This window comes from Brotonthovivens ammoniilytica, from assembly GCF_025566885.1.
Lineage (GTDB): Bacteria > Bacillota > Clostridia > Lachnospirales > Lachnospiraceae > Brotonthovivens > Brotonthovivens ammoniilytica.
Window position 1 is genome coordinate 158,854 of sequence record NZ_JAOQJQ010000005.1, and the last position, 16,552, is coordinate 175,405.

Here is a 16,552-nt window from a genome sequence, read left to right on the forward strand (position 1 = left end):
ACGTTTTACATCCCACAGCAGATATCAGATTTTATTAGTATACCCTCTTTTTTCCAAAAAAGGAAGGTTTCTGTGCATCTTTCCTGCCTGAATATCCCTTTTATATTCTGATGCTCACTTTATTTTCTGCCCCGCTGCTATTTCCTATACGCCTTCTGCTTCTATTGCTTCTTTTTTTGCGAAGATTTCTTTTAATGATTCTGAATAAGGAGCTCTGGCAATACCGTACTCTGTAACAATACCGGCAATCAAACTGTGATCCGTAACATCAAAAGCCGGATTGAATACCTTCACACCCTCAGGGGCCATCCGCTCCTGATACCACATTTCAGTTACCTCTTCCGGTTTCCTCTGCTCAATTTTGATTGCATCCCCGTTCGGCGTACTCAGATCTATGGTTGATGTAGGAGCGCAAATGTAGACTGGCACCTGATACTGTTTTGCCACAGCTGCCACTACAGACGTTCCGATTTTATTGGCGGTATCTCCATTGGCCGCCACTCTGTCACAGCCGACAAATACCGCATTTACCCAGCCATTTTTCATAACCGTGGCAGACATATTGTCACAAATTAAAGTGACATCCACACCGGAAGCATAAAGCTCGAAAGCTGTGAGACGGGCTCCCTGCAACAGAGGCCTTGTCTCATCTGCAAATACTCTGAACCCATATCCTTTTTCCTGTCCAAGATAAATGGGTGCAGTGGCAGTTCCATACTTGCTGGCTGCCAGTTTACCAGCATTACAGTGAGTCAAAATTCCATCTCCCGGTTTTACCAGACTTAAACCGTACTCTCCGATTGTTCTGCACACGCGGATATCCTCTTCCTGAATCTTAATGGATTCTTTCTTTAACAGCTGTTTCAGCTCTGGTACTGTTTTATCACTGTTCCTGATTATTACCTGCTCCATACGGTTTAAAGCCCAGGAAAGATTTACCGCTGTAGGTCTGGATGAATCCAGATATTCTTTCTGCTTTTTAAACTCTGCATAAAAGGTATCATAATCTTGCGTGTCAATGCCTTTTGCAAGTATGTAAATCCCATATGCGGCGGCTACACCAATAGCCGGGGCCCCTCTTACCTGGAGCAGGTAAATGGCGTCCCATATTTCCTGAGCCGTTTTTAAAGATATTAACTCAATGTTCCCCGGCAGCTTTGTCTGATCAATAATCACTACTGCACTGTTATCATCATCTAGTGAAACAGTATCGTAATCCATAATATTTCTCTGTATTTCCATGACTTCCTCCTGATATCCTGCTGTATTTTGTATAAACATTATATAAACTTTAAGGTTCAGTTGCAAGCAGCATCCCCCGGATCCAAAAAAAGAACCCGGGGGGACATATTATATTGCCTTCGTATATAGTTTTTACATCAGCTCTGCAATTCTGCTGACACCTACATAAATCTGTGAAATCTTATACCAGGTGGCAAAATCCACAACTCCCGTTACCGGAAGACCAAATACTGACTGAAATTTTTCCACAGAAGCCTGTGTCAGGGGACCAAAGATTCCATCGGCGGTAATCTTTGGAATCGCCGGATAATTCCTTGCAATGGTATTAAGCTGTTCCTGCATCTGCCGCACCTTATCTCCGCTAGAACCCGTCTGTAGATTATATCCGGGCCAGGATGAAGGTACTCCCGAAATTTCATCGGCAGTGTTAATGTACATATTGCTTCCATAATAATATCTTATAATTTCAAGAGCTGAATACCCCTGATCCCCCAGATACTTAGACCCCCACTGTGAAAGCCAGTTTGGACAGGTTACATTTTTTCCATCACAATACTGAGTAAGAATTGGCTGTCTGACATTTGGTCTTGCAAGAAAACTGTTAAATATTTCATCTACAATCTGAGAAATATTAGAAAAGATATTGCGCCCATAGGACCACTTTTGATCGTATGCGGTGGAGGATGTAATGGTAAAATTGTATCCTTTGTTCCTGTACCACTCTGTGAAAACCCTGTTTAAGGTAAAGGACATAATCGCCAGAATATTAGCCCGGATTGTTTCCTCCGGCCAGGTAGTATAAATTTCACTGGAAGCCACATTTTTAATATAATCCCGATAACGCACATAATAGTCTCTTGCGGAGTTATCACTGGGCGGACCGTCATGAACAATTACAAATTCCGGAATCACTACCCTGCTTAAAACAATTTCTCCGGATTCACCCACCGGTTTGATCTCCGCCTCCGGTTCTTTCGGAGGGAAATCACCGGAAAGGGTATTGGGAGGAACTACAATATTTCTCGGGTCTTCCTGTGCCACTTCCGCTGGATTCATAGAAACAGGCTGAAGTGCAAGGGAATCCGGAAACACCTGCGTACCTGTAACATTTACTGACCGGTAGCCTTCCGCCTCAATCTGAATATTATATTCCGCAAAGGGCAAAGGGGCCTCCGGGTCCATGGAATACTCCAATGGAGGAGTGTCTAATGTAATCTGTTCTGTCTGTCCGGAAATATTTGTAGTGAGATCTGCAATCTCCTGTTCCGGTTCATCTGTTCGAAACACCCGGATTCTGGCGTCTCTCACCGGTTCTAGTCCAATGGTGGATGTTAAATTTATCTGAAGTCTGCCTGATTCTGATGCGCTGATAGCTGCCAACTTACCGCCTCGTAAAAATTCTCTTATTTTATTCTATGCAAAAGGTTTCCACTTTTTGAATGTTTTCCTTCATTTTTTTATATTTCCGCATGTTTCGTTTCATTTTGTCGATTTATGCATCCATTTCAGATATTTATAACGCTCTACACCTTCTCTAAAAAAGCCGTAAGTCTTAGTAAACATAATAAATGCAATCAAAAAACCTACTTCTATCCCCAGCAGTGTGGTAAAGGTAGCCTCTCCTTCCAGATAAAACTGTTGAATGTCTCCATTTACTAAAGCGGCTACCGCCTGATAAAAATCCTTTCCCGGAAGGAGTGCAATCACCGCCGGTATTAGAAAGATATTAGCGGGAGCCTTTAAAATCCTGGCGGCCATCTCAGAATAAAAGCAGACTGCAATGGCTGCAATGGCATTGGCCAGAAACAGATTTTCCACGATATTTGACGCCAGCAGCAATACCAGCCAGGCAATGGCCCCTCCCACTGCCGCAGTCCAAATCTTGTCTCGTTCAATATGAAAAAATACGGAAAAACCAACGGAGCCGATAATGGCGGTTATCGTCTGCACCGCCAGATGCACTGTATTTGGTCCCTGCTCCACAACATTTACATAACCGCCTCCAAGGGTTACGTTGGCAATAAAAAAACCTCCGGCTATGGCCGCCGCAATTAAAATGGCCTCAATAGACCTGTATACACCGGTGAGAATATCCCCATGGAGCATATCTTTTAGGGAGTTACACAATGCCAGAGTGGGAATAAACAGCATAATATCCCCCATCATTATTTTATCCAGATGGTCTCCCAATCCCAGACTGACAAATAAAATTGCCAGCCAGCCGGTAACCATGCAGGCAAAAAGTGTATAAACCAGTTTATTTGCAGTGGCTGTCTTAAGAAGCTGGTCAAAGAAAAATACAAACAGCCCTAAAATCCCGGCGGCCAGTCCGTCCAGAAGATTTCCTCCGAAAAATACAGTCAGAGCTCCTGCCGAAATCATATAACACAAAATATCCAGCCAGGTCCGTTTTCTGCTTCTTGCAATTTCCTCCAGGCGCTTTTGAATTTCTTCTACCCCCGGTCTGTTTCTGCAGATATATCTGGCCAGAGCATTGTAACATTCCAGCTTTCTTAAGTTTGTGCCAAATCCATTAATCCGCTTTGCCTGAGTGGATTTTGTTCCGTTCTCCCACTTTACCGTTGTAAGCACCAGCGCTGTAATGGAAAATACTTCACTGGATTTTGCCCCATAGGCCTTCATAATCCGTGAAATGGTATCTTCCACCCTTCTGACTTCGGCTCCGGACTGTACCATACAGCGCCCGATTTCCAGTGCGCACTCTAGTATATCCTCTCGATTGATTTCTGTCGTCTGACCCATAGTCTGTCTCCTGTCTTAAAGCTTTCCCACCAGATGCATTTATTATGTCCATCCAAACAGCCAGGTACACTGTGAATTTCCCGGCATTTCCTTTTTTGTGAAACAAAGGACAGGCATTTCCCGTTCTGGTGACCGCTTCTTCCTAAGTTTCTCCATCAACAAAAAATGTCTGTCCTGTTACATTTGATCTGCTCTGTTATTCAATTACACGAATCCAGCCTTTTGGCGCTTCTGCCCTTCCCTGCTGAATATCCACAAGGGTTGTATAAAGTTTCTTTGTAATGGGCCCCATTTCCTCCATACCGCTTGGGAAGCAGATCTCTGTTCCGTGATCTACAACCTTTCCAACAGGAGAGATAACCGCCGCTGTTCCACACAGGCCGCACTCGGCAAAATCCTTCAGCTCTTCTTTATACACTTCTCTGTGTTCTACCGGAAGTCCCAAACAATGTTCTGCCACATACATCAGCGAACGCCGTGTAATAGACGGCAGAATACTGTCGGATTTCGGTGTTACAACTTTACCGTCTTTTGTAATAAAAATAAAGTTTGCCCCGCCGGTTTCCTCTACTTTCGTTCTGGTAGCAGCATCCAGATACATATTTTCATCGTATCCTTCCCCATGAGCTGTTACAATTGCATGAAGGCTCATGGCATAATTCAATCCTGCTTTAATATGTCCGGTTCCATGAGGCGCCGCACGGTCAAAATCACTGATCTTAATGGTCAGCGGTTTGATTCCGCCTTTAAAATACGGTCCAACCGGTGTACAGAATACACGGAACTGATATTCATCCGCAGGCTTTACTCCAATTACCGGATTACTTCCGAAAATATACGGGCGGATATAAAGGGCTGCTCCTGTGCCATAAGGCGGAACAAAGGCTGCATTGGCTTTTACTGTTTTTTCTACCGCCTCAATAAATTTATCCTCCGGATATACCGGTATTTCCAGACGGCGGGCGGAGTCAGCAAGACGTGCCGCATTTAAGTCCGGACGGAAAATTACAATCTGACCATCCGCAGTTGTATATGCTTTCAGCCCTTCAAATACTGTCTGGGCATACTGCAATACCCCGGCACATTCGCTGATTACAACATTAGAATCAGTAATCAAAGCTCCGTCATCCCATGCTCCGTCTTTAAAATATGACACAAAACGATAGTCTGTTTCACAATATCCAAATCCCAGATTCTCCCAGTCAATATTTTTCTTTTCCATTTTTACAACTTCCTTTCTTTTGTCCCCAACACAGAGTCTATGATAAAGATTCCTTCATTCATCTTTTAATCCCACACCATTATACTTCGTTCCCGCCACATGTCAAGAAACTATCTGCAGGAAGTGCTGATGGATTCCACAGCCACTGCGCCGCCCCGGACTGTTTCAATATGACTGAAGCTGCCCTTTAACAGCGCCACCAGCTCATTAATCCTGCGCTCCGGCAGTTTACATTCCAGCAGAACGCTGTCAGCGCCGATATCGGCCACTTCCACATCAAAGGCCTGGGCAATCCTGAATACTTCCGCCTTGTCCGCATCTGAACATTTTTTCACCTTGGCAAACAGTATCTCCTTCATATGTATGGGGGTATTGGTTAAATCCAGCACTTTAATTACCTCCACCATTCGGTTTAACTGCTTTTTAATCTGTTCAAAGGTAATGTCATCGCAGGTGGCACAGATCGTCATCCTGGAGGTATCCTCATTTTCTGTGACACCTACTGTAAGACTTTTCAGGTTATAGGATTTTCCGGCGAACAATCCGCTGATTTTTGCAAGAACACCAACCTGATTTTCTACATATAATGCAATCCATCTGTCTTTCATTGCTCTTTCCTCCTATTTCCCTTTCAAAATCATTTCATTCATCGCTTTTCCGCCAGGCACCATAGGAAGTACAATATCTTCTGTGGCAATCATAAATTCAATCACGGTACTTGCATCTGTATTGGCTTTTGCCGCTTCAATAGCCGGAATGATATCTTCTTCCTTTGTTACGCGGATTCCATGAACACCATAGCTTTCTGCCCATTTCATAAAATCCGGTTCATACGGCGGACAGTTTTCATTTGGCCCTTTACAAAAATCCGGGCATCCCTTTCTTCTCCGCAGACAGGTTGCCGCATAACGTTTTCCATAAAACAGCTGCTGCATCTGGCGCACCATTCCAAGGTAATAATTATTTAACAGACATACAATCACCGGAGCATCCTCCATTACAGAAGTTGCCATCTCCTGCATATTCATCTGAAATCCGCCATCACCGGTGATACAGACTACAGGCTTTTTAGGATGTGCAATCTTGGCGCCTACAGCTGCCGGGAAACCAAATCCCATGGTTCCAAGCCCCCCGGAAGTAATAATTGTCTTTTTATCGTTCACTTCCAGATACTGAGAAGCCCACATCTGATGCTGTCCCACATCGGTGACATAGGTAACCTCTTCAAATGCCTGATTTAACCCTTCCATAATCATCTGGGGGGACATCCCCTTATCTCTGCGCATTTCCAGAGGATTTTCCTGCTGCCATACTGCTATCTGTTTTAACCATTCTTCCGTATCTTTTTCTTCCACCCACTCAACCATCTGTTCCAGTGCAATTTTAGCATCTGCAACAATGGGAACGTCTACCACTACATTTCTGGAAATAGCAGCAGCATCTATGTCCACATGAACAATTTTAGCTTTCGGTGCAAATTCGTTTAAATCTCCGGTAATCCGGTCGTTAAAACGGGTGCCGATGGAAAACAGTACATCACATTTGGACACTGCAATATTGGCCGCATAACGTCCATGCATTCCGCTGTTTCCTATATAATACGGATTATCACTTGCAACCGCGCCTTTTCCCATAACCGTTGTAACAACCGGAATATGTGTGCGGTTGACAACCTCCTCAAGAAGCTCACTTGCACCTGCAATCTTGATACCCCCTCCGGCTAAAATCACAGGCCTTCTGGCTACTTTTAATAATTTTACAGCCTTTTTCAGCTGTCCTAAATGTACGCCCTCATTTGGTTTATATCCTCTGATATCTACACTTTCCGGATACTCCGCCGGACCGGACGCCAGCTGTATATCTTTGGGAAGATCCACAAGTACCGGACCTGGTTTTCCGGAAGCGGCAATCTGGAATGCCATCTTTAAGATCTTTCCCAGATCCTTTCGGTCTCTGACTGTAACACCGTATTTTGTAATGCTTCTTGTCATGCCTACAATATCTACTTCCTGAAAAGCATCATTCCCAATAAGGCTTAAAGGTACCTGTCCGGTAAAAACCACCATGGGAATACTGTCATAAAAGGCATCCGCAATTGCGGTAATGGTATTAGTGGCACCAGGACCGCTGGTTACAAGACATACGCTGACTTTTCCTGTTTCCCTGGCATATCCTTCCGCCTCATGCACCAGCGCCTGCTCATGCCGGGGCAGTACAAGATGAATCTCATTGTCCCGGTACAGTTCATCAAACAGATCGGTAACTGTTCCTCCCGGATATGCAAATATTGTATCTACACCCTCTTCCTTCAGGGCTTTTACAAACATTTTTTTTCCTGTAATATCCATATCAAAATCTCCTTAACGTCTATATCCATCCCACACTTTTCAGAATAAAAATCCATCCCGTCAGTGTGACCGCTGCAAGCAATGTGGTTGTCACAACAATACTTGCTGTCAATACGCCGTCATTGTTCATATTTTTTGCCATAATATAGCAGCTGGGAGTAGCCGGCGCTGCAAGCATAATAACAAGCGCTACCATTTTCTCCCCTCTGAATCCAAATGCTGCTGCAATGGGAACAAAGATGGCTGCCTGGGCAATCAGCTTAATAAATGCCGATGCCAGTGTCGGTTTAATTTTGGCCAGTGCTTTTTTTCCTTCAAATCCCGCGCCTAAAGCAATCAAAGCCAGTGGGGTCGCCATCTGGGCAGTGGAGCTTACGGTCTTATTGATAAGGGTAGGCAGTGGATTATGTAATAATGCCACAATAAGACCGAGGACAATGGCAATAATAATCGGATTTTTAAGAATATTAATGCCGGCCTGCTTCAGTCTTCCCGTACTATGATCTCCTTTAGGGTCACTGCCCTCAAAGGTAAGTACAAGTACTGAAAATATATTATACAGCGGTACTGCTCCGATAATCATCAGAGAACCCATGGTAGCCGATCCATATATATTCTGGATAAAGGCCAGTCCCATGACAGCCGCACTGCTTCGAAAAGATGCCTGGGTAAAAGCCCCGATCATCGTTTTGTCTTTCATAAAAATTTTTGCCAGTCCCCAGACACCCCAGAAACAGATGGTTGTTGAAACCGCGCAGAACAGCACAAATTTCAGATCAAACACATTCTGTATGTCAACTGTTGACAAATCCCGAAACAACAGGAACGGCAGTGTAACCTTAAAATTAAATTTGTTAGCTATGGTTACAAAGTTATCATTCAGCATTCCAATGCGTCTCAGCACATATCCCAGCACCATTACAAGAAAAATAGGGATTGTTACATTAACGCTGAAAAGCAGATTATTCATTGATTACGCCTTCTTTTTTTCATATTTGTAAAAATAATATTCCAGATCAAAATAGGTCTGTTCCTCACTGTCTGCTGTGATCACCCACTCCGGATTTTCATCCAGATTCGGAAAATAAGAATCTGCCTCATATTCATAGTCTATTTTTGTAATATGAGCTACCTCACATTCATCTACCAGCTGACGGTAAACACTTTCTCCGCCGATCACATAAATACGCTCAGAAGGGTATTTTTTCAGTTCTTCACGAAGCTCTTCCATATCATGTACTATCACCGCATCCTTCACCTGATAGGAACGATCCGAGGTCAGTACAATGTTTGTCCGCTTCTTTAAGGGCAGTCCGTTTGGAAAGCTCTCCAGTGTCTTCCTTCCCATAACAACCACATTTCCGGTTGTTACCTCCCGGAAAAATTTCATATCTGCCGGAATACTCACCAGCAGTTTATTGTTCAGGCCGATGGCCCAGTTTTTATCTACAGCTGCAATCAGATTCATGATCTTTTCCTTCCCTCTTCCACTGCAATATTACACGGCAATGGGAATATTTGTAATCTGGGGACCTGTGACATAATCGTCCAGTCTCACATCATTTCTTGTAAACTGATAAAAGTCCTTCACTTCCGGATTCAGCCAGAACTTCGGCGCAGGATAGCTCTCCCGGCTGATGAGTTCTTTAATCAGCGGCACATGGCGGTCATAAATATGGGCATCCGCAATAACATGTACAAACTCTCCCGCCTGCATATCACATACCTGAGCCAGCATATGTAAAAGCACCGCATACTGACACACATTCCAGTTATTTGCCGCCAGAATATCCTGTGATCTCTGATTTAAAATACCGTTTAATACCAGCTTCTCACAGTCCGGCCTCTTAGTCACATTAAAGGTCATACTATAAGCGCATGGATACAGATTCATTTCATGCAGGTCCTGGTGTACATAAATATTTGTCATAATACGCCGGCTGTATGGATTATGCTTCAGATCGTAAATCACCCGGTCTACCTGATCCATCATGCCTTCCTTATACTGATGCTTCACCCCCATCTGATAACCGTAAGCTTTTCCAATAGAACCTGTCTCATCTGCCCATTCATCCCACACATGACTGTGCAGATCATGAATATTACTGGACTTCTGCTGCCAAATCCAAAGCATTTCATCTGTACAGCTTTTGATAGCCGTTTTTCTTAAGGTCAGCGCCGGAAACTCTTTTGACAGATCATAGCGGTTTACCACGCCAAATTGCTTGATGGTATAAGCAGAGGTACCGTCCTCCCATTTGGGACGCACTTTTTCTCCCTCTGTACTGGTTCCATGTTCTATAATATCTCTGCACATAGAGATAAATACCTGATCTGCGTAACTCATGATTTTGCCCTCCTGACCGTAATATCAGTATATAAAAAAAGCTAATTTGCACTATTATAGCAAAAGATACTCTATATATAAAGTAGTTACCGGGTACATACTTATTATTTATTTCCCCAAAAACCCCTTTCCCTTTACCGGCAAAATAGTGTATACTAAAAAAGTATAAATTTACGAAGTTTAAAGGAGTTTCCCATGAGTCAGGCAAAAGTGGACCGATATAAAGAAGAGAAAAAGAACCGGAAGAAAATTATTAAAAAAGAAAAACGGAAAAAAACAGGACTGAAAATACTAGGCGTGCTCATCTGTGCAGCTTTCGCCGCCTGGATCGGTTTTTCCGGTTACAAGTATGTACAGGACAAAAAACCGGTAACCAAAACTGATATTAATCTGGATGCCACCCAGGATTATCTTAAAACGTTAAATGAAAATTAAAACAGAATCTATTCCGTACTTACAGACAGGGAGAAGCATAAAATTATGTTTCTCCCTGTTATTTTCCTGATTATTTTTTGCTGTCATCAGACTTTTGCGTCTGCTCACTGCCTGTTTTCTCATTTTCATCCTGAACGGACTCTGATTGTTCTTTGGATGCATTTCCGTCCGCACTTTTATCCTCACCGCCCTCTGATGGGTCAGAAGCATTTTCTCCCCTGGCCTTATCCAATGCATTATTTACCGCATTCAGCAGCATGGTGGCAGTATACTGGTTTTCTTCCGAATATGTAATATCATCCAGCGATTGTTTTTCATAAATCTGCTGACTGATACTATCCATGGATGACTGCATCAAAGGATACATAGTTGCCACGGATTCATCCAGATTTACAAAGGAAACAGCGTTGATATGATTTTCATCTACTACTACCTGGACATCAATTGTCTGCCCCTGAAATTGTATAGAAGAAGTATATACTCCCGCTGTATATGCAGCCGTCTCTTCCGCCTCTTTATCTTTTCCCGGCCGGAACATAAATACCAGCAGCAGGATCAGTACAATCGCCAGAACAATAAAAACCAGCGTATAGATTAACTCTTTCATCCGAAATACAACAATTTTTGTTTTTCCACTCAAAGTATATCTCCCTCCTCAAACCACACTTTGTAAATCATATGAAAGAATTTAAAAAATATGACTGAAAATCTCAGAAAACAATTTTTTTAAGTTTTTTTAAGTTTGTAAAATTCCTTGTTGACAACTTCTGATTCTTACGGTATATTATTACCTGTGCTTAACACAAGTTAAGCTGTATGCGCGAGTGGCTCAGTTGGTGGAGCACGACCTTGCCAAGGTCGGGGTCGCGGGTTCGAGTCCCGTCTCGCGCTTTTTTGATGTCCGGATGTAGTATCCGGCATTTCTTTTTTATCAGGACGTTTTACGTTTTCCTTTTTGTTTTCCCGGAGCATCCTTTGCATAATCAAAGCTGCAATGGGTAACCTAACGTTATGTAATACCCACAGAAAGGAGAACAGCCATGACTGTAACCATTGAAGAAGGATGTATCGGATGCGGACTGTGTGCAGGCACATGTCCAGCAGTTTTTGAAATGGGTGACGACGGACTTGCCCGCGTGCATACACAGCCGTCAGCTTCTGAGGAAGACGACACTCAGACTGCCGCAGACGGATGTCCGGTGAGCGTAATCCATACCGAAGGTTAAATGATGCCTCAGATGACTGTCCTGAAATGTCCAGGGCAGTCATGTTGCAAAAGCGACCCGCCGCAGGCGGACAAAGAGAAAGGAAACATACTATATGTCCAAAAAAGAATATCTGAAACGATACCTGTTTTTCTTCTTAGGTCTGTACATATTAGCCTTTGGCATCGCACTGTCGGCAAAGGCCAGTCTTGGCACCTCCCCGGTAGCCAGTATTCCCTACGTTTTAAGTCTCACCCTGCCGTTTACCATGGGACAGCTCACGATTGTCATACAATCTGTTTATATTCTGATTGAAATCCTGATCTTAAGAAAAAATTTTCGTCCCTTTCAGCTGCTCCAGCTGGGCGTTGTTCTATTATTTGGCTGGTTCAATGATTTATCACTTACCATTCTTTCCGGAGTTTCACCTGATCACTATGCCGTACAGTGGTTTCTCTGCCTTCTCAGTACGTTTATTATCGGGTTTGGGGTCAGCATGGAAATCCGCTCCGGCGTTCTGACTCTGGCTGTTGATGGTCTTGTGCTGACAATCTCTAAAGTATTACAGGCAGAATTTGGAAAAGTCAAGACGATCTTTGACTGCTGCCAGGTGGCCATTGCTGTAATTTGTTCTTTCGTAATTTCTCATAAACTTATGGGTGTCCGGGAAGGAACCGTTGCAGCTGCTATTCTGGTGGGGATGACTATCAAATTATATAATAAGAAATTAAATCGTTTTTATGAACGAATCGGGCTGGTTCCTGTACAAAAATAAAACCGGCCTGACCATAAAAACTATCTGAAAAATCTTTTTACATGTCTTCTAACAGCGCTCTTGCTCTGCTGTATTTTTCTGCCCACCAGTCTTTTTTCTCCTGGGGAATTCCATCATCCTTTGAAAATCTGGTAACATCGCTGTTGTGGGCCAGATCCGCCAGTTTAACCGCCCTGGCTGCAGGATTCTTTTTTATTTCTGCAACGTAATCCATATATGGAACGCCTTTTTCATGGGTCAAAAGTCCCACTGCTTCCAGCACCTGATCTGAAAATCCCATGTCCTTTAAGTCCTCCAGCGTATAACCGCTGTCCTCCACCACATCATGGAGCAGCGCCACAGCCACCGTCACCTCACCCTCCATCTGTTCTGCCAGATAAAAGGGATGAAATACATAGGGCATCCCTGTTTGATCTGTCTGATCTTTGTGCGCCTCAAAGCAGAGCTTTAACGCCTTTTTTGTCATATCTGTGTAAATCATACTCTTCCTCCCGTACAAATTAAAACGGCACAACCAGAAATTGTGCCGCTTTTCATCTTAGATATGTAGATTTTTAAACAAGTCACCCAGTGAAGTACCGATCTCCTCTGATTTTGGAATCTGAACTTTCACTTCCTCTTCCTGCTCCTTCTCTTCCATCAGAGTCCTCATGCTAAGCCCCAGTTTTCCATCCTGATTTTTAATAACCTTGACAGTAACTTTTTGTCCCTCTTCAAGGACCGCCCCGGGATGCTTAATTCTCTGAGTACTGATCTGGGATACATGAAGCAGACCGCTGATATCGTCTCCAAGATCAACAAAAGCTCCATAGGTCTGCAGGGAATCTACTGTTCCTTCCAGCACTGCTCCCACCTTAATATCCGCAATTTTTTTCTTTCTTGCATCCGCTGCTTCCTCCCGGAGGATTTCCCGTGCAGAAAGCACCAGCTTATTTTTTTCCTGGTCTGCATTGATAACTTTCACACGCACCTCACGGCCCAGCCATGGATTGGTATCTTCCACCGGTTTTAAATCCAGACGGGATGCCGGAATAAATCCTCTGATGCCTTCCACCAGAGCAATCACTCCTTTATTGACAATTCCTGAAACGGTCACTGTGAGAATCTCTTTTTTCTCCAGATATTCCTGAATTTTCTGCCATGCAAGTAAGGTATCGGTATCATATTCACCGTCTCCCATTACTTTATAAGATTCCTCAAGCTCTGTTGAAAAATCATCCATTGTTTCTTTTTGTGCCATTTCGGCTGCTGTTTTAACTTCTTCTGCCATTCCTGTTTCCTATCCTTTCCGTCAGACATACGCTTATTATAACTTCTAAAATCGCAAAATAAAAGAAATCTTTCCTAAACTTTTTGTAAACACCCGGATGTTTTTTGAAAAACAGACTGAAATCTTTCACTCTTCCCAACAGATATCCAGATATTTTCAGAATGCTTTCGTATTTTTTTTCATACATATCCTAAATTGTCAGATTTCCGTCCATTTTACAATTGAATATATTGTTACTATATAGTCTATACTGGTATACATGCAGAAAAAACCAATTAGTTTCTTATGACGGCAGACATGCCGAGCACCTTTTTCTGAAAAAACAGATTCTTAACTGTTCTTATCTGACAGATATGCCAGTGAAGAACATATATAAATCCAGAACACAAATTCAACCGGACATAAAATGTCTGAAACATATCAAAAACATGGGGGATACATATGAAAAAAAGATTATATCTGGACGATAAGGACGTCGTTGGAAACCCGGTCTGTCATTATGCCAGGTTTTCTATTTACCTGTTCATATTCTGGCTTTTAATCAGTGGATCTTTGCATCTGAAATTTTTGATTATCGGTATCATTGCATCACTTACTGTAGCCTGGGTATGTACACCGCTTTTTATGATCCGCAATCAGTCGCAGACGAAAAAATATTTTGCTCTGGCAGTACCGCTGCCCGGTCTTGCCGTCTACCTGATCTGGCTTTTAAAAGAACTGATTTTGTCTAACATTGATGTGGCAAAGGCTGTTCTGAAAAAAAGTCTTCCGATTACTCCGGAGGTCATCCGGTTTCAGGTAAAATACGATAATCCGCTGGCCATCACACTGCTGGCCAATTCCATCACCCTTACGCCGGGTACTCTGACGTTAAATGTAACCGCCGATGGGATTTTTGAGATTCATTCCCTGACGCCTGCAGCATCTGAAGGAATCAAAAGCGGCAGCATGGCCAAAAAAGTTGCCCGTCTTTTACGGGAACCGGATTATTTCACCGTTATTTCAGAAGGAGGGACTCTATGCACACCATCTACCTGATTATTATGGCCGTCTTACTGTTCATTATTTTTCTGATGGTCATTAAAATGATCAAAGGCCCTTCCATATATGACCGTATGAACGGACTTTCTGTTATCGGCGCTAATGTTGTGATTCTGCTTGTTCTGTACGGCTTTTTAGACGGCCGGCCGGAAATGTTTATTGATATCGCCATTGCATACGGAATCCTCGGCTTTGTAACTAACATCATTGTAGCAAAATATCTGGGAGGGAAAAAATAATGCTTACTGTTCGCGAAATCATTTCCGCCTGTTTTCTTTTTGCAGGTTTGTTTTTCTGTGTTATCACAAGCATCGGGATCAGCCGGCTTCCGGACTTTTACTCCCGGTGTCATACATCCGGCAACAGCGAGACCATCGGTCTTTTGCTGACCTGTACCGGTTTTATTATCAACACGGGATTTCATATTTTATCTGTTAAAATTGCTATTTTATTTATACTTGTCTGTATATGTAATCCCATTGGAACGCATATCCTGGCAAGAACCGCTTATCAGACCGGTTATAAAATGTCGGTTAGCAGCAGAAAGGAGGCGGACCATGCAGATTCTAATCATTGAAGCAGTTTTACTTCTGTTTCTGATTTTTATTACCATTGCTATTATATTTGACCCGGATTTATTTGCATGCACACTTTTATTCTGCGCCTTCAGCTTTTGTGCAGTACTTACATATCTGATCTTCGGTTCTCCTGACGTTGCCTTCACAGAAGCGGTCATTGGTACTATGTCTACCGTATTTTTTGCCGTTGCTCTGAAAAAAGTGGACAGGTGGTGTAAAAAATGAGACAAAAAATTGTAACCTTTCTTGTACTTGCGTTTATGACTGCCGCATTTTGTCTTGGTTCTAAATACCTTCCGGCAATCGGCGATAAGGATTCTGCTCCAAACTCGCATGTATCCAATTATTATATTGAAAACAGCAAAAAAGATACCGGAGCAGATAATATCGTATCCGGAACCCTGGCGGATTACAGGGGCTTTGATACCATGCTGGAAACCTCCGTTATGTTTGTATCAGGTCTGGTTGTTACTTTAATTCTGGTCAGTGAAAAGAAAAAGGGGGACAAGAAAAAATGAAAAAACGATTTGGCGGAACGATCCTGGATATTTCCACACGTCTGATTATTCCTTTTTCCATGATGTATGCCATCTATGTGCTGGCAGCCGGCGAGCTGGGCCCCGGCGGCGGCTTTCAGGCGGGAGCTGTCCTGGCCCTTGGAATTGTTTTCTCCCGGCTGGTAAAAGGGAAAAATTCCTTTTTCAGCATCAGCGGCACTACTGCTGCAGGCATTGCCGGGCTGGGAGCTTTTCTATACTGTTTTACCGGATGGCTGACCTTTTCTAACGGCGGACAGTTTCTGGAATACGGACATCTTCCTTTTAAATGGCTGGATTATGTACATCTGCATGAACTTGGTATCTTCCTGATCGAAGCAGGGGTTACTATCTGCGTTATGATGACAATTACCACCATTCTAGAAGCGTTACTAAAGAGAGAGGATTTTGAGGATCATGATTGATACATTAAATACATTTCTTGCATCCCGGGGGATTTACTGCCTTGTTTTTATCCTGTTTTTCCTGGGTGTTTACGGCATGATCAGCTGTAAAAACTATATGAAAAAAATGATGTGCATGAATATTATGCAGATTGCCGTCATCCTGTTTTTTCTCTGCTTTTCAGAGAAACTTGGAGCAATGATTCCTGTTCTAGACGGTGTCACCTCCAACGCTGACGCCTATTCAAACCCGCTGCCCCACGCACTGATGCTGACGGCAATTGTTGTAAGCTTAGGCACCACAGGCGTAGCTTTAGCACTTCTTATGCGATTAAAAGAAAGCTATGGTTCCGTGGAAGAAGATGAAATTTTACGGAGGTAACTGC

The 16,552-nt window shown here is 43.1% G+C and carries 21 protein-coding genes, 1 tRNA gene and 1 pseudogene; 11 read left to right on the forward strand and 12 right to left on the reverse strand.

All coding sequences use genetic code 11. The annotated features are described in order from the left end of the window. Positions 1 to 144: 144 nt before the first annotated feature. The 9 genes and pseudogenes from mtnA to thyA form a co-directional block, all read right to left on the reverse strand. On the reverse strand, positions 145 to 1,242 hold the full coding sequence (gene mtnA, locus OCV88_RS12395) for an S-methyl-5-thioribose-1-phosphate isomerase (protein WP_158425760.1): 1,098 nt from the start codon (positions 1,240 to 1,242) through the stop codon (positions 145 to 147). Positions 1,243 to 1,374: 132 nt separating this feature from the next. Next, complete coding sequence (locus tag OCV88_RS12400) at positions 1,375 to 2,622, reverse strand: peptidoglycan-binding protein (protein ID WP_158425761.1); 1,248 nt, start codon at positions 2,620 to 2,622, stop codon at positions 1,375 to 1,377. Between the two features lie 99 nt (positions 2,623 to 2,721). Then, positions 2,722 to 4,005 carry a threonine/serine exporter family protein gene (locus OCV88_RS12405; RefSeq protein WP_158425762.1) on the reverse strand — a complete coding sequence of 428 codons (1,284 nt, stop codon included), beginning with the start codon at positions 4,003 to 4,005 and terminating at the stop codon, positions 2,722 to 2,724. Positions 4,006 to 4,201: 196 nt separating this feature from the next. Beyond that, positions 4,202 to 5,239: pseudogene (locus OCV88_RS12410) on the reverse strand (branched-chain amino acid aminotransferase); the annotation flags it as partial. A gap of 98 nt (positions 5,240 to 5,337) precedes the next feature. Next, on the reverse strand, positions 5,338 to 5,835 hold the full coding sequence (gene ilvN, locus OCV88_RS12415; RefSeq protein ID WP_158425764.1) for an acetolactate synthase small subunit: 498 nt from the start codon (positions 5,833 to 5,835) through the stop codon (positions 5,338 to 5,340). Between the two features lie 12 nt (positions 5,836 to 5,847). Further along, complete coding sequence (gene ilvB, locus OCV88_RS12420; RefSeq protein WP_158425765.1) at positions 5,848 to 7,575, reverse strand: biosynthetic-type acetolactate synthase large subunit; 1,728 nt, start codon at positions 7,573 to 7,575, stop codon at positions 5,848 to 5,850. A gap of 19 nt (positions 7,576 to 7,594) precedes the next feature. Beyond that, positions 7,595 to 8,545: an AEC family transporter gene (locus OCV88_RS12425; RefSeq protein ID WP_158425766.1), complete on the reverse strand. Its 951-nt coding sequence runs from the start codon at positions 8,543 to 8,545 to the stop codon at positions 7,595 to 7,597. Positions 8,546 to 8,548: 3 nt separating this feature from the next. Next, entirely contained in the window at positions 8,549 to 9,043 is a 495-nt protein-coding gene (locus tag OCV88_RS12430; RefSeq protein ID WP_158425767.1) for a dihydrofolate reductase, read from the reverse strand. A 30-nt stretch (positions 9,044 to 9,073) separates the two neighbouring features. Next, on the reverse strand, positions 9,074 to 9,922 hold the full coding sequence (thyA, locus tag OCV88_RS12435) for a thymidylate synthase (RefSeq protein ID WP_158425768.1): 849 nt from the start codon (positions 9,920 to 9,922) through the stop codon (positions 9,074 to 9,076). Positions 9,923 to 10,117: 195 nt separating this feature from the next. Here thyA and OCV88_RS12440 point away from each other — a divergent pair, with 195 nt between their 5' ends. After that, positions 10,118 to 10,357 carry a hypothetical protein gene (locus OCV88_RS12440; protein ID WP_158425769.1) on the forward strand — a complete coding sequence of 80 codons (240 nt, stop codon included), beginning with the start codon at positions 10,118 to 10,120 and terminating at the stop codon, positions 10,355 to 10,357. Positions 10,358 to 10,427: 70 nt separating this feature from the next. Here the strand turns inward: OCV88_RS12440 and OCV88_RS12445 are convergent, their stop codons facing one another. Further along, positions 10,428 to 10,997, reverse strand: coding sequence for an FMN-binding protein (locus OCV88_RS12445; protein WP_317258627.1), 570 nt, complete (start codon positions 10,995 to 10,997; stop codon positions 10,428 to 10,430). Positions 10,998 to 11,175: 178 nt separating this feature from the next. Between OCV88_RS12445 and OCV88_RS12450 the strand changes: the two genes are divergently transcribed. The 3 genes from OCV88_RS12450 to OCV88_RS12460 all read left to right on the forward strand — a co-directional run bounded on the left by OCV88_RS12450 (position 11,176) and on the right by OCV88_RS12460 (position 12,337). Further along, positions 11,176 to 11,248, forward strand: a tRNA-Gly gene (locus tag OCV88_RS12450). Positions 11,249 to 11,397: 149 nt separating this feature from the next. Continuing rightward, positions 11,398 to 11,583: a ferredoxin gene (locus tag OCV88_RS12455; RefSeq protein WP_158425770.1), complete on the forward strand. Its 186-nt coding sequence runs from the start codon at positions 11,398 to 11,400 to the stop codon at positions 11,581 to 11,583. 94 nt (positions 11,584 to 11,677) lie between these two features. Then, complete coding sequence (locus OCV88_RS12460; protein WP_158425771.1) at positions 11,678 to 12,337, forward strand: YczE/YyaS/YitT family protein; 660 nt, start codon at positions 11,678 to 11,680, stop codon at positions 12,335 to 12,337. A 37-nt stretch (positions 12,338 to 12,374) separates the two neighbouring features. Here the strand turns inward: OCV88_RS12460 and OCV88_RS12465 are convergent, their stop codons facing one another. Beyond that, entirely contained in the window at positions 12,375 to 12,818 is a 444-nt protein-coding gene (locus OCV88_RS12465) for a bifunctional (p)ppGpp synthetase/guanosine-3',5'-bis(diphosphate) 3'-pyrophosphohydrolase (RefSeq protein ID WP_158425772.1), read from the reverse strand. Positions 12,819 to 12,875: 57 nt separating this feature from the next. Next, positions 12,876 to 13,607 (reverse strand): S1 RNA-binding domain-containing protein, encoded by a 732-nt coding sequence (locus tag OCV88_RS12470; RefSeq protein WP_158425773.1) that lies wholly within the window; start codon positions 13,605 to 13,607, stop codon positions 12,876 to 12,878. A 441-nt stretch (positions 13,608 to 14,048) separates the two neighbouring features. On the opposite strand from OCV88_RS12470, the gene OCV88_RS12475 reads away from it, so the two are divergent. Genes OCV88_RS12475 through OCV88_RS12505 form a run of 7 tightly spaced genes read left to right on the forward strand, consistent with a single transcriptional unit; the run spans position 14,049 to position 16,548 of the window. Further along, positions 14,049 to 14,645 (forward strand): Na+/H+ antiporter subunit E, encoded by a 597-nt coding sequence (locus OCV88_RS12475; RefSeq protein WP_158425774.1) that lies wholly within the window; start codon positions 14,049 to 14,051, stop codon positions 14,643 to 14,645. Next, positions 14,627 to 14,887, forward strand: a complete 261-nt coding sequence (locus OCV88_RS12480; protein ID WP_158425775.1) for an MrpF/PhaF family protein — start codon at positions 14,627 to 14,629, stop codon at positions 14,885 to 14,887. Before OCV88_RS12475 ends, OCV88_RS12480 begins: the two co-directional genes overlap by 19 nt. Then, on the forward strand, positions 14,887 to 15,225 hold the full coding sequence (mnhG, locus tag OCV88_RS12485; protein ID WP_158425776.1) for a monovalent cation/H(+) antiporter subunit G: 339 nt from the start codon (positions 14,887 to 14,889) through the stop codon (positions 15,223 to 15,225). The genes OCV88_RS12480 and mnhG overlap by 1 nt, the downstream gene beginning before the upstream one ends. Then, on the forward strand, positions 15,206 to 15,451 hold the full coding sequence (locus tag OCV88_RS12490; RefSeq protein ID WP_158425777.1) for a Na(+)/H(+) antiporter subunit B: 246 nt from the start codon (positions 15,206 to 15,208) through the stop codon (positions 15,449 to 15,451). The genes mnhG and OCV88_RS12490 overlap by 20 nt, the downstream gene beginning before the upstream one ends. Beyond that, positions 15,448 to 15,744, forward strand: a complete 297-nt coding sequence (gene mbhE / locus OCV88_RS12495) for a hydrogen gas-evolving membrane-bound hydrogenase subunit E (RefSeq protein ID WP_158425778.1) — start codon at positions 15,448 to 15,450, stop codon at positions 15,742 to 15,744. The genes OCV88_RS12490 and mbhE overlap by 4 nt, the downstream gene beginning before the upstream one ends. Further along, the gene (locus OCV88_RS12500) at positions 15,741 to 16,187 is read left to right on the forward strand and encodes an MnhB domain-containing protein (protein ID WP_158425779.1); all 447 of its coding nucleotides are present in this window, start codon (positions 15,741 to 15,743) and stop codon (positions 16,185 to 16,187) included. The genes mbhE and OCV88_RS12500 overlap by 4 nt, the downstream gene beginning before the upstream one ends. Continuing rightward, entirely contained in the window at positions 16,180 to 16,548 is a 369-nt protein-coding gene (locus tag OCV88_RS12505; protein WP_158425780.1) for a sodium:proton antiporter, read from the forward strand. The genes OCV88_RS12500 and OCV88_RS12505 overlap by 8 nt, the downstream gene beginning before the upstream one ends. The last annotated feature ends 4 nt before the right edge of the window (positions 16,549 to 16,552 follow it).

What these genes read in the sequence shown, in the direction of transcription:
- mtnA (WP_158425760.1), bottom strand. Translation starts at nt 1,242, where the DNA reads ATGGAAATACAGAGAAATATTATGGATTACGATACTGTTTCACTAGAT.
- OCV88_RS12405 (WP_158425762.1), bottom strand. Translation starts at nt 4,005, where the DNA reads ATGGGTCAGACGACAGAAATCAATCGAGAGGATATACTAGAGTGCGCA.
- ilvN (WP_158425764.1), bottom strand. Translation starts at nt 5,835, where the DNA reads ATGAAAGACAGATGGATTGCATTATATGTAGAAAATCAGGTTGGTGTT.
- ilvB (WP_158425765.1), bottom strand. Translation starts at nt 7,575, where the DNA reads ATGGATATTACAGGAAAAAAAATGTTTGTAAAAGCCCTGAAGGAAGAG.
- OCV88_RS12425 (WP_158425766.1), bottom strand. Translation starts at nt 8,545, where the DNA reads ATGAATAATCTGCTTTTCAGCGTTAATGTAACAATCCCTATTTTTCTT.
- OCV88_RS12430 (WP_158425767.1), bottom strand. Translation starts at nt 9,043, where the DNA reads ATGAATCTGATTGCAGCTGTAGATAAAAACTGGGCCATCGGCCTGAAC.
- thyA (WP_158425768.1), bottom strand. Translation starts at nt 9,922, where the DNA reads ATGAGTTACGCAGATCAGGTATTTATCTCTATGTGCAGAGATATTATA.
- OCV88_RS12440 (WP_158425769.1), top strand. Translation starts at nt 10,118, where the DNA reads ATGAGTCAGGCAAAAGTGGACCGATATAAAGAAGAGAAAAAGAACCGG.
- OCV88_RS12455 (WP_158425770.1), top strand. Translation starts at nt 11,398, where the DNA reads ATGACTGTAACCATTGAAGAAGGATGTATCGGATGCGGACTGTGTGCA.
- OCV88_RS12460 (WP_158425771.1), top strand. Translation starts at nt 11,678, where the DNA reads ATGTCCAAAAAAGAATATCTGAAACGATACCTGTTTTTCTTCTTAGGT.
- OCV88_RS12465 (WP_158425772.1), bottom strand. Translation starts at nt 12,818, where the DNA reads ATGATTTACACAGATATGACAAAAAAGGCGTTAAAGCTCTGCTTTGAG.
- OCV88_RS12470 (WP_158425773.1), bottom strand. Translation starts at nt 13,607, where the DNA reads ATGGCAGAAGAAGTTAAAACAGCAGCCGAAATGGCACAAAAAGAAACA.
- OCV88_RS12475 (WP_158425774.1), top strand. Translation starts at nt 14,049, where the DNA reads ATGAAAAAAAGATTATATCTGGACGATAAGGACGTCGTTGGAAACCCG.
- OCV88_RS12480 (WP_158425775.1), top strand. Translation starts at nt 14,627, where the DNA reads ATGCACACCATCTACCTGATTATTATGGCCGTCTTACTGTTCATTATT.
- mnhG (WP_158425776.1), top strand. Translation starts at nt 14,887, where the DNA reads ATGCTTACTGTTCGCGAAATCATTTCCGCCTGTTTTCTTTTTGCAGGT.
- OCV88_RS12490 (WP_158425777.1), top strand. Translation starts at nt 15,206, where the DNA reads ATGCAGATTCTAATCATTGAAGCAGTTTTACTTCTGTTTCTGATTTTT.
- mbhE (WP_158425778.1), top strand. Translation starts at nt 15,448, where the DNA reads ATGAGACAAAAAATTGTAACCTTTCTTGTACTTGCGTTTATGACTGCC.
- OCV88_RS12500 (WP_158425779.1), top strand. Translation starts at nt 15,741, where the DNA reads ATGAAAAAACGATTTGGCGGAACGATCCTGGATATTTCCACACGTCTG.
- OCV88_RS12505 (WP_158425780.1), top strand. Translation starts at nt 16,180, where the DNA reads ATGATTGATACATTAAATACATTTCTTGCATCCCGGGGGATTTACTGC.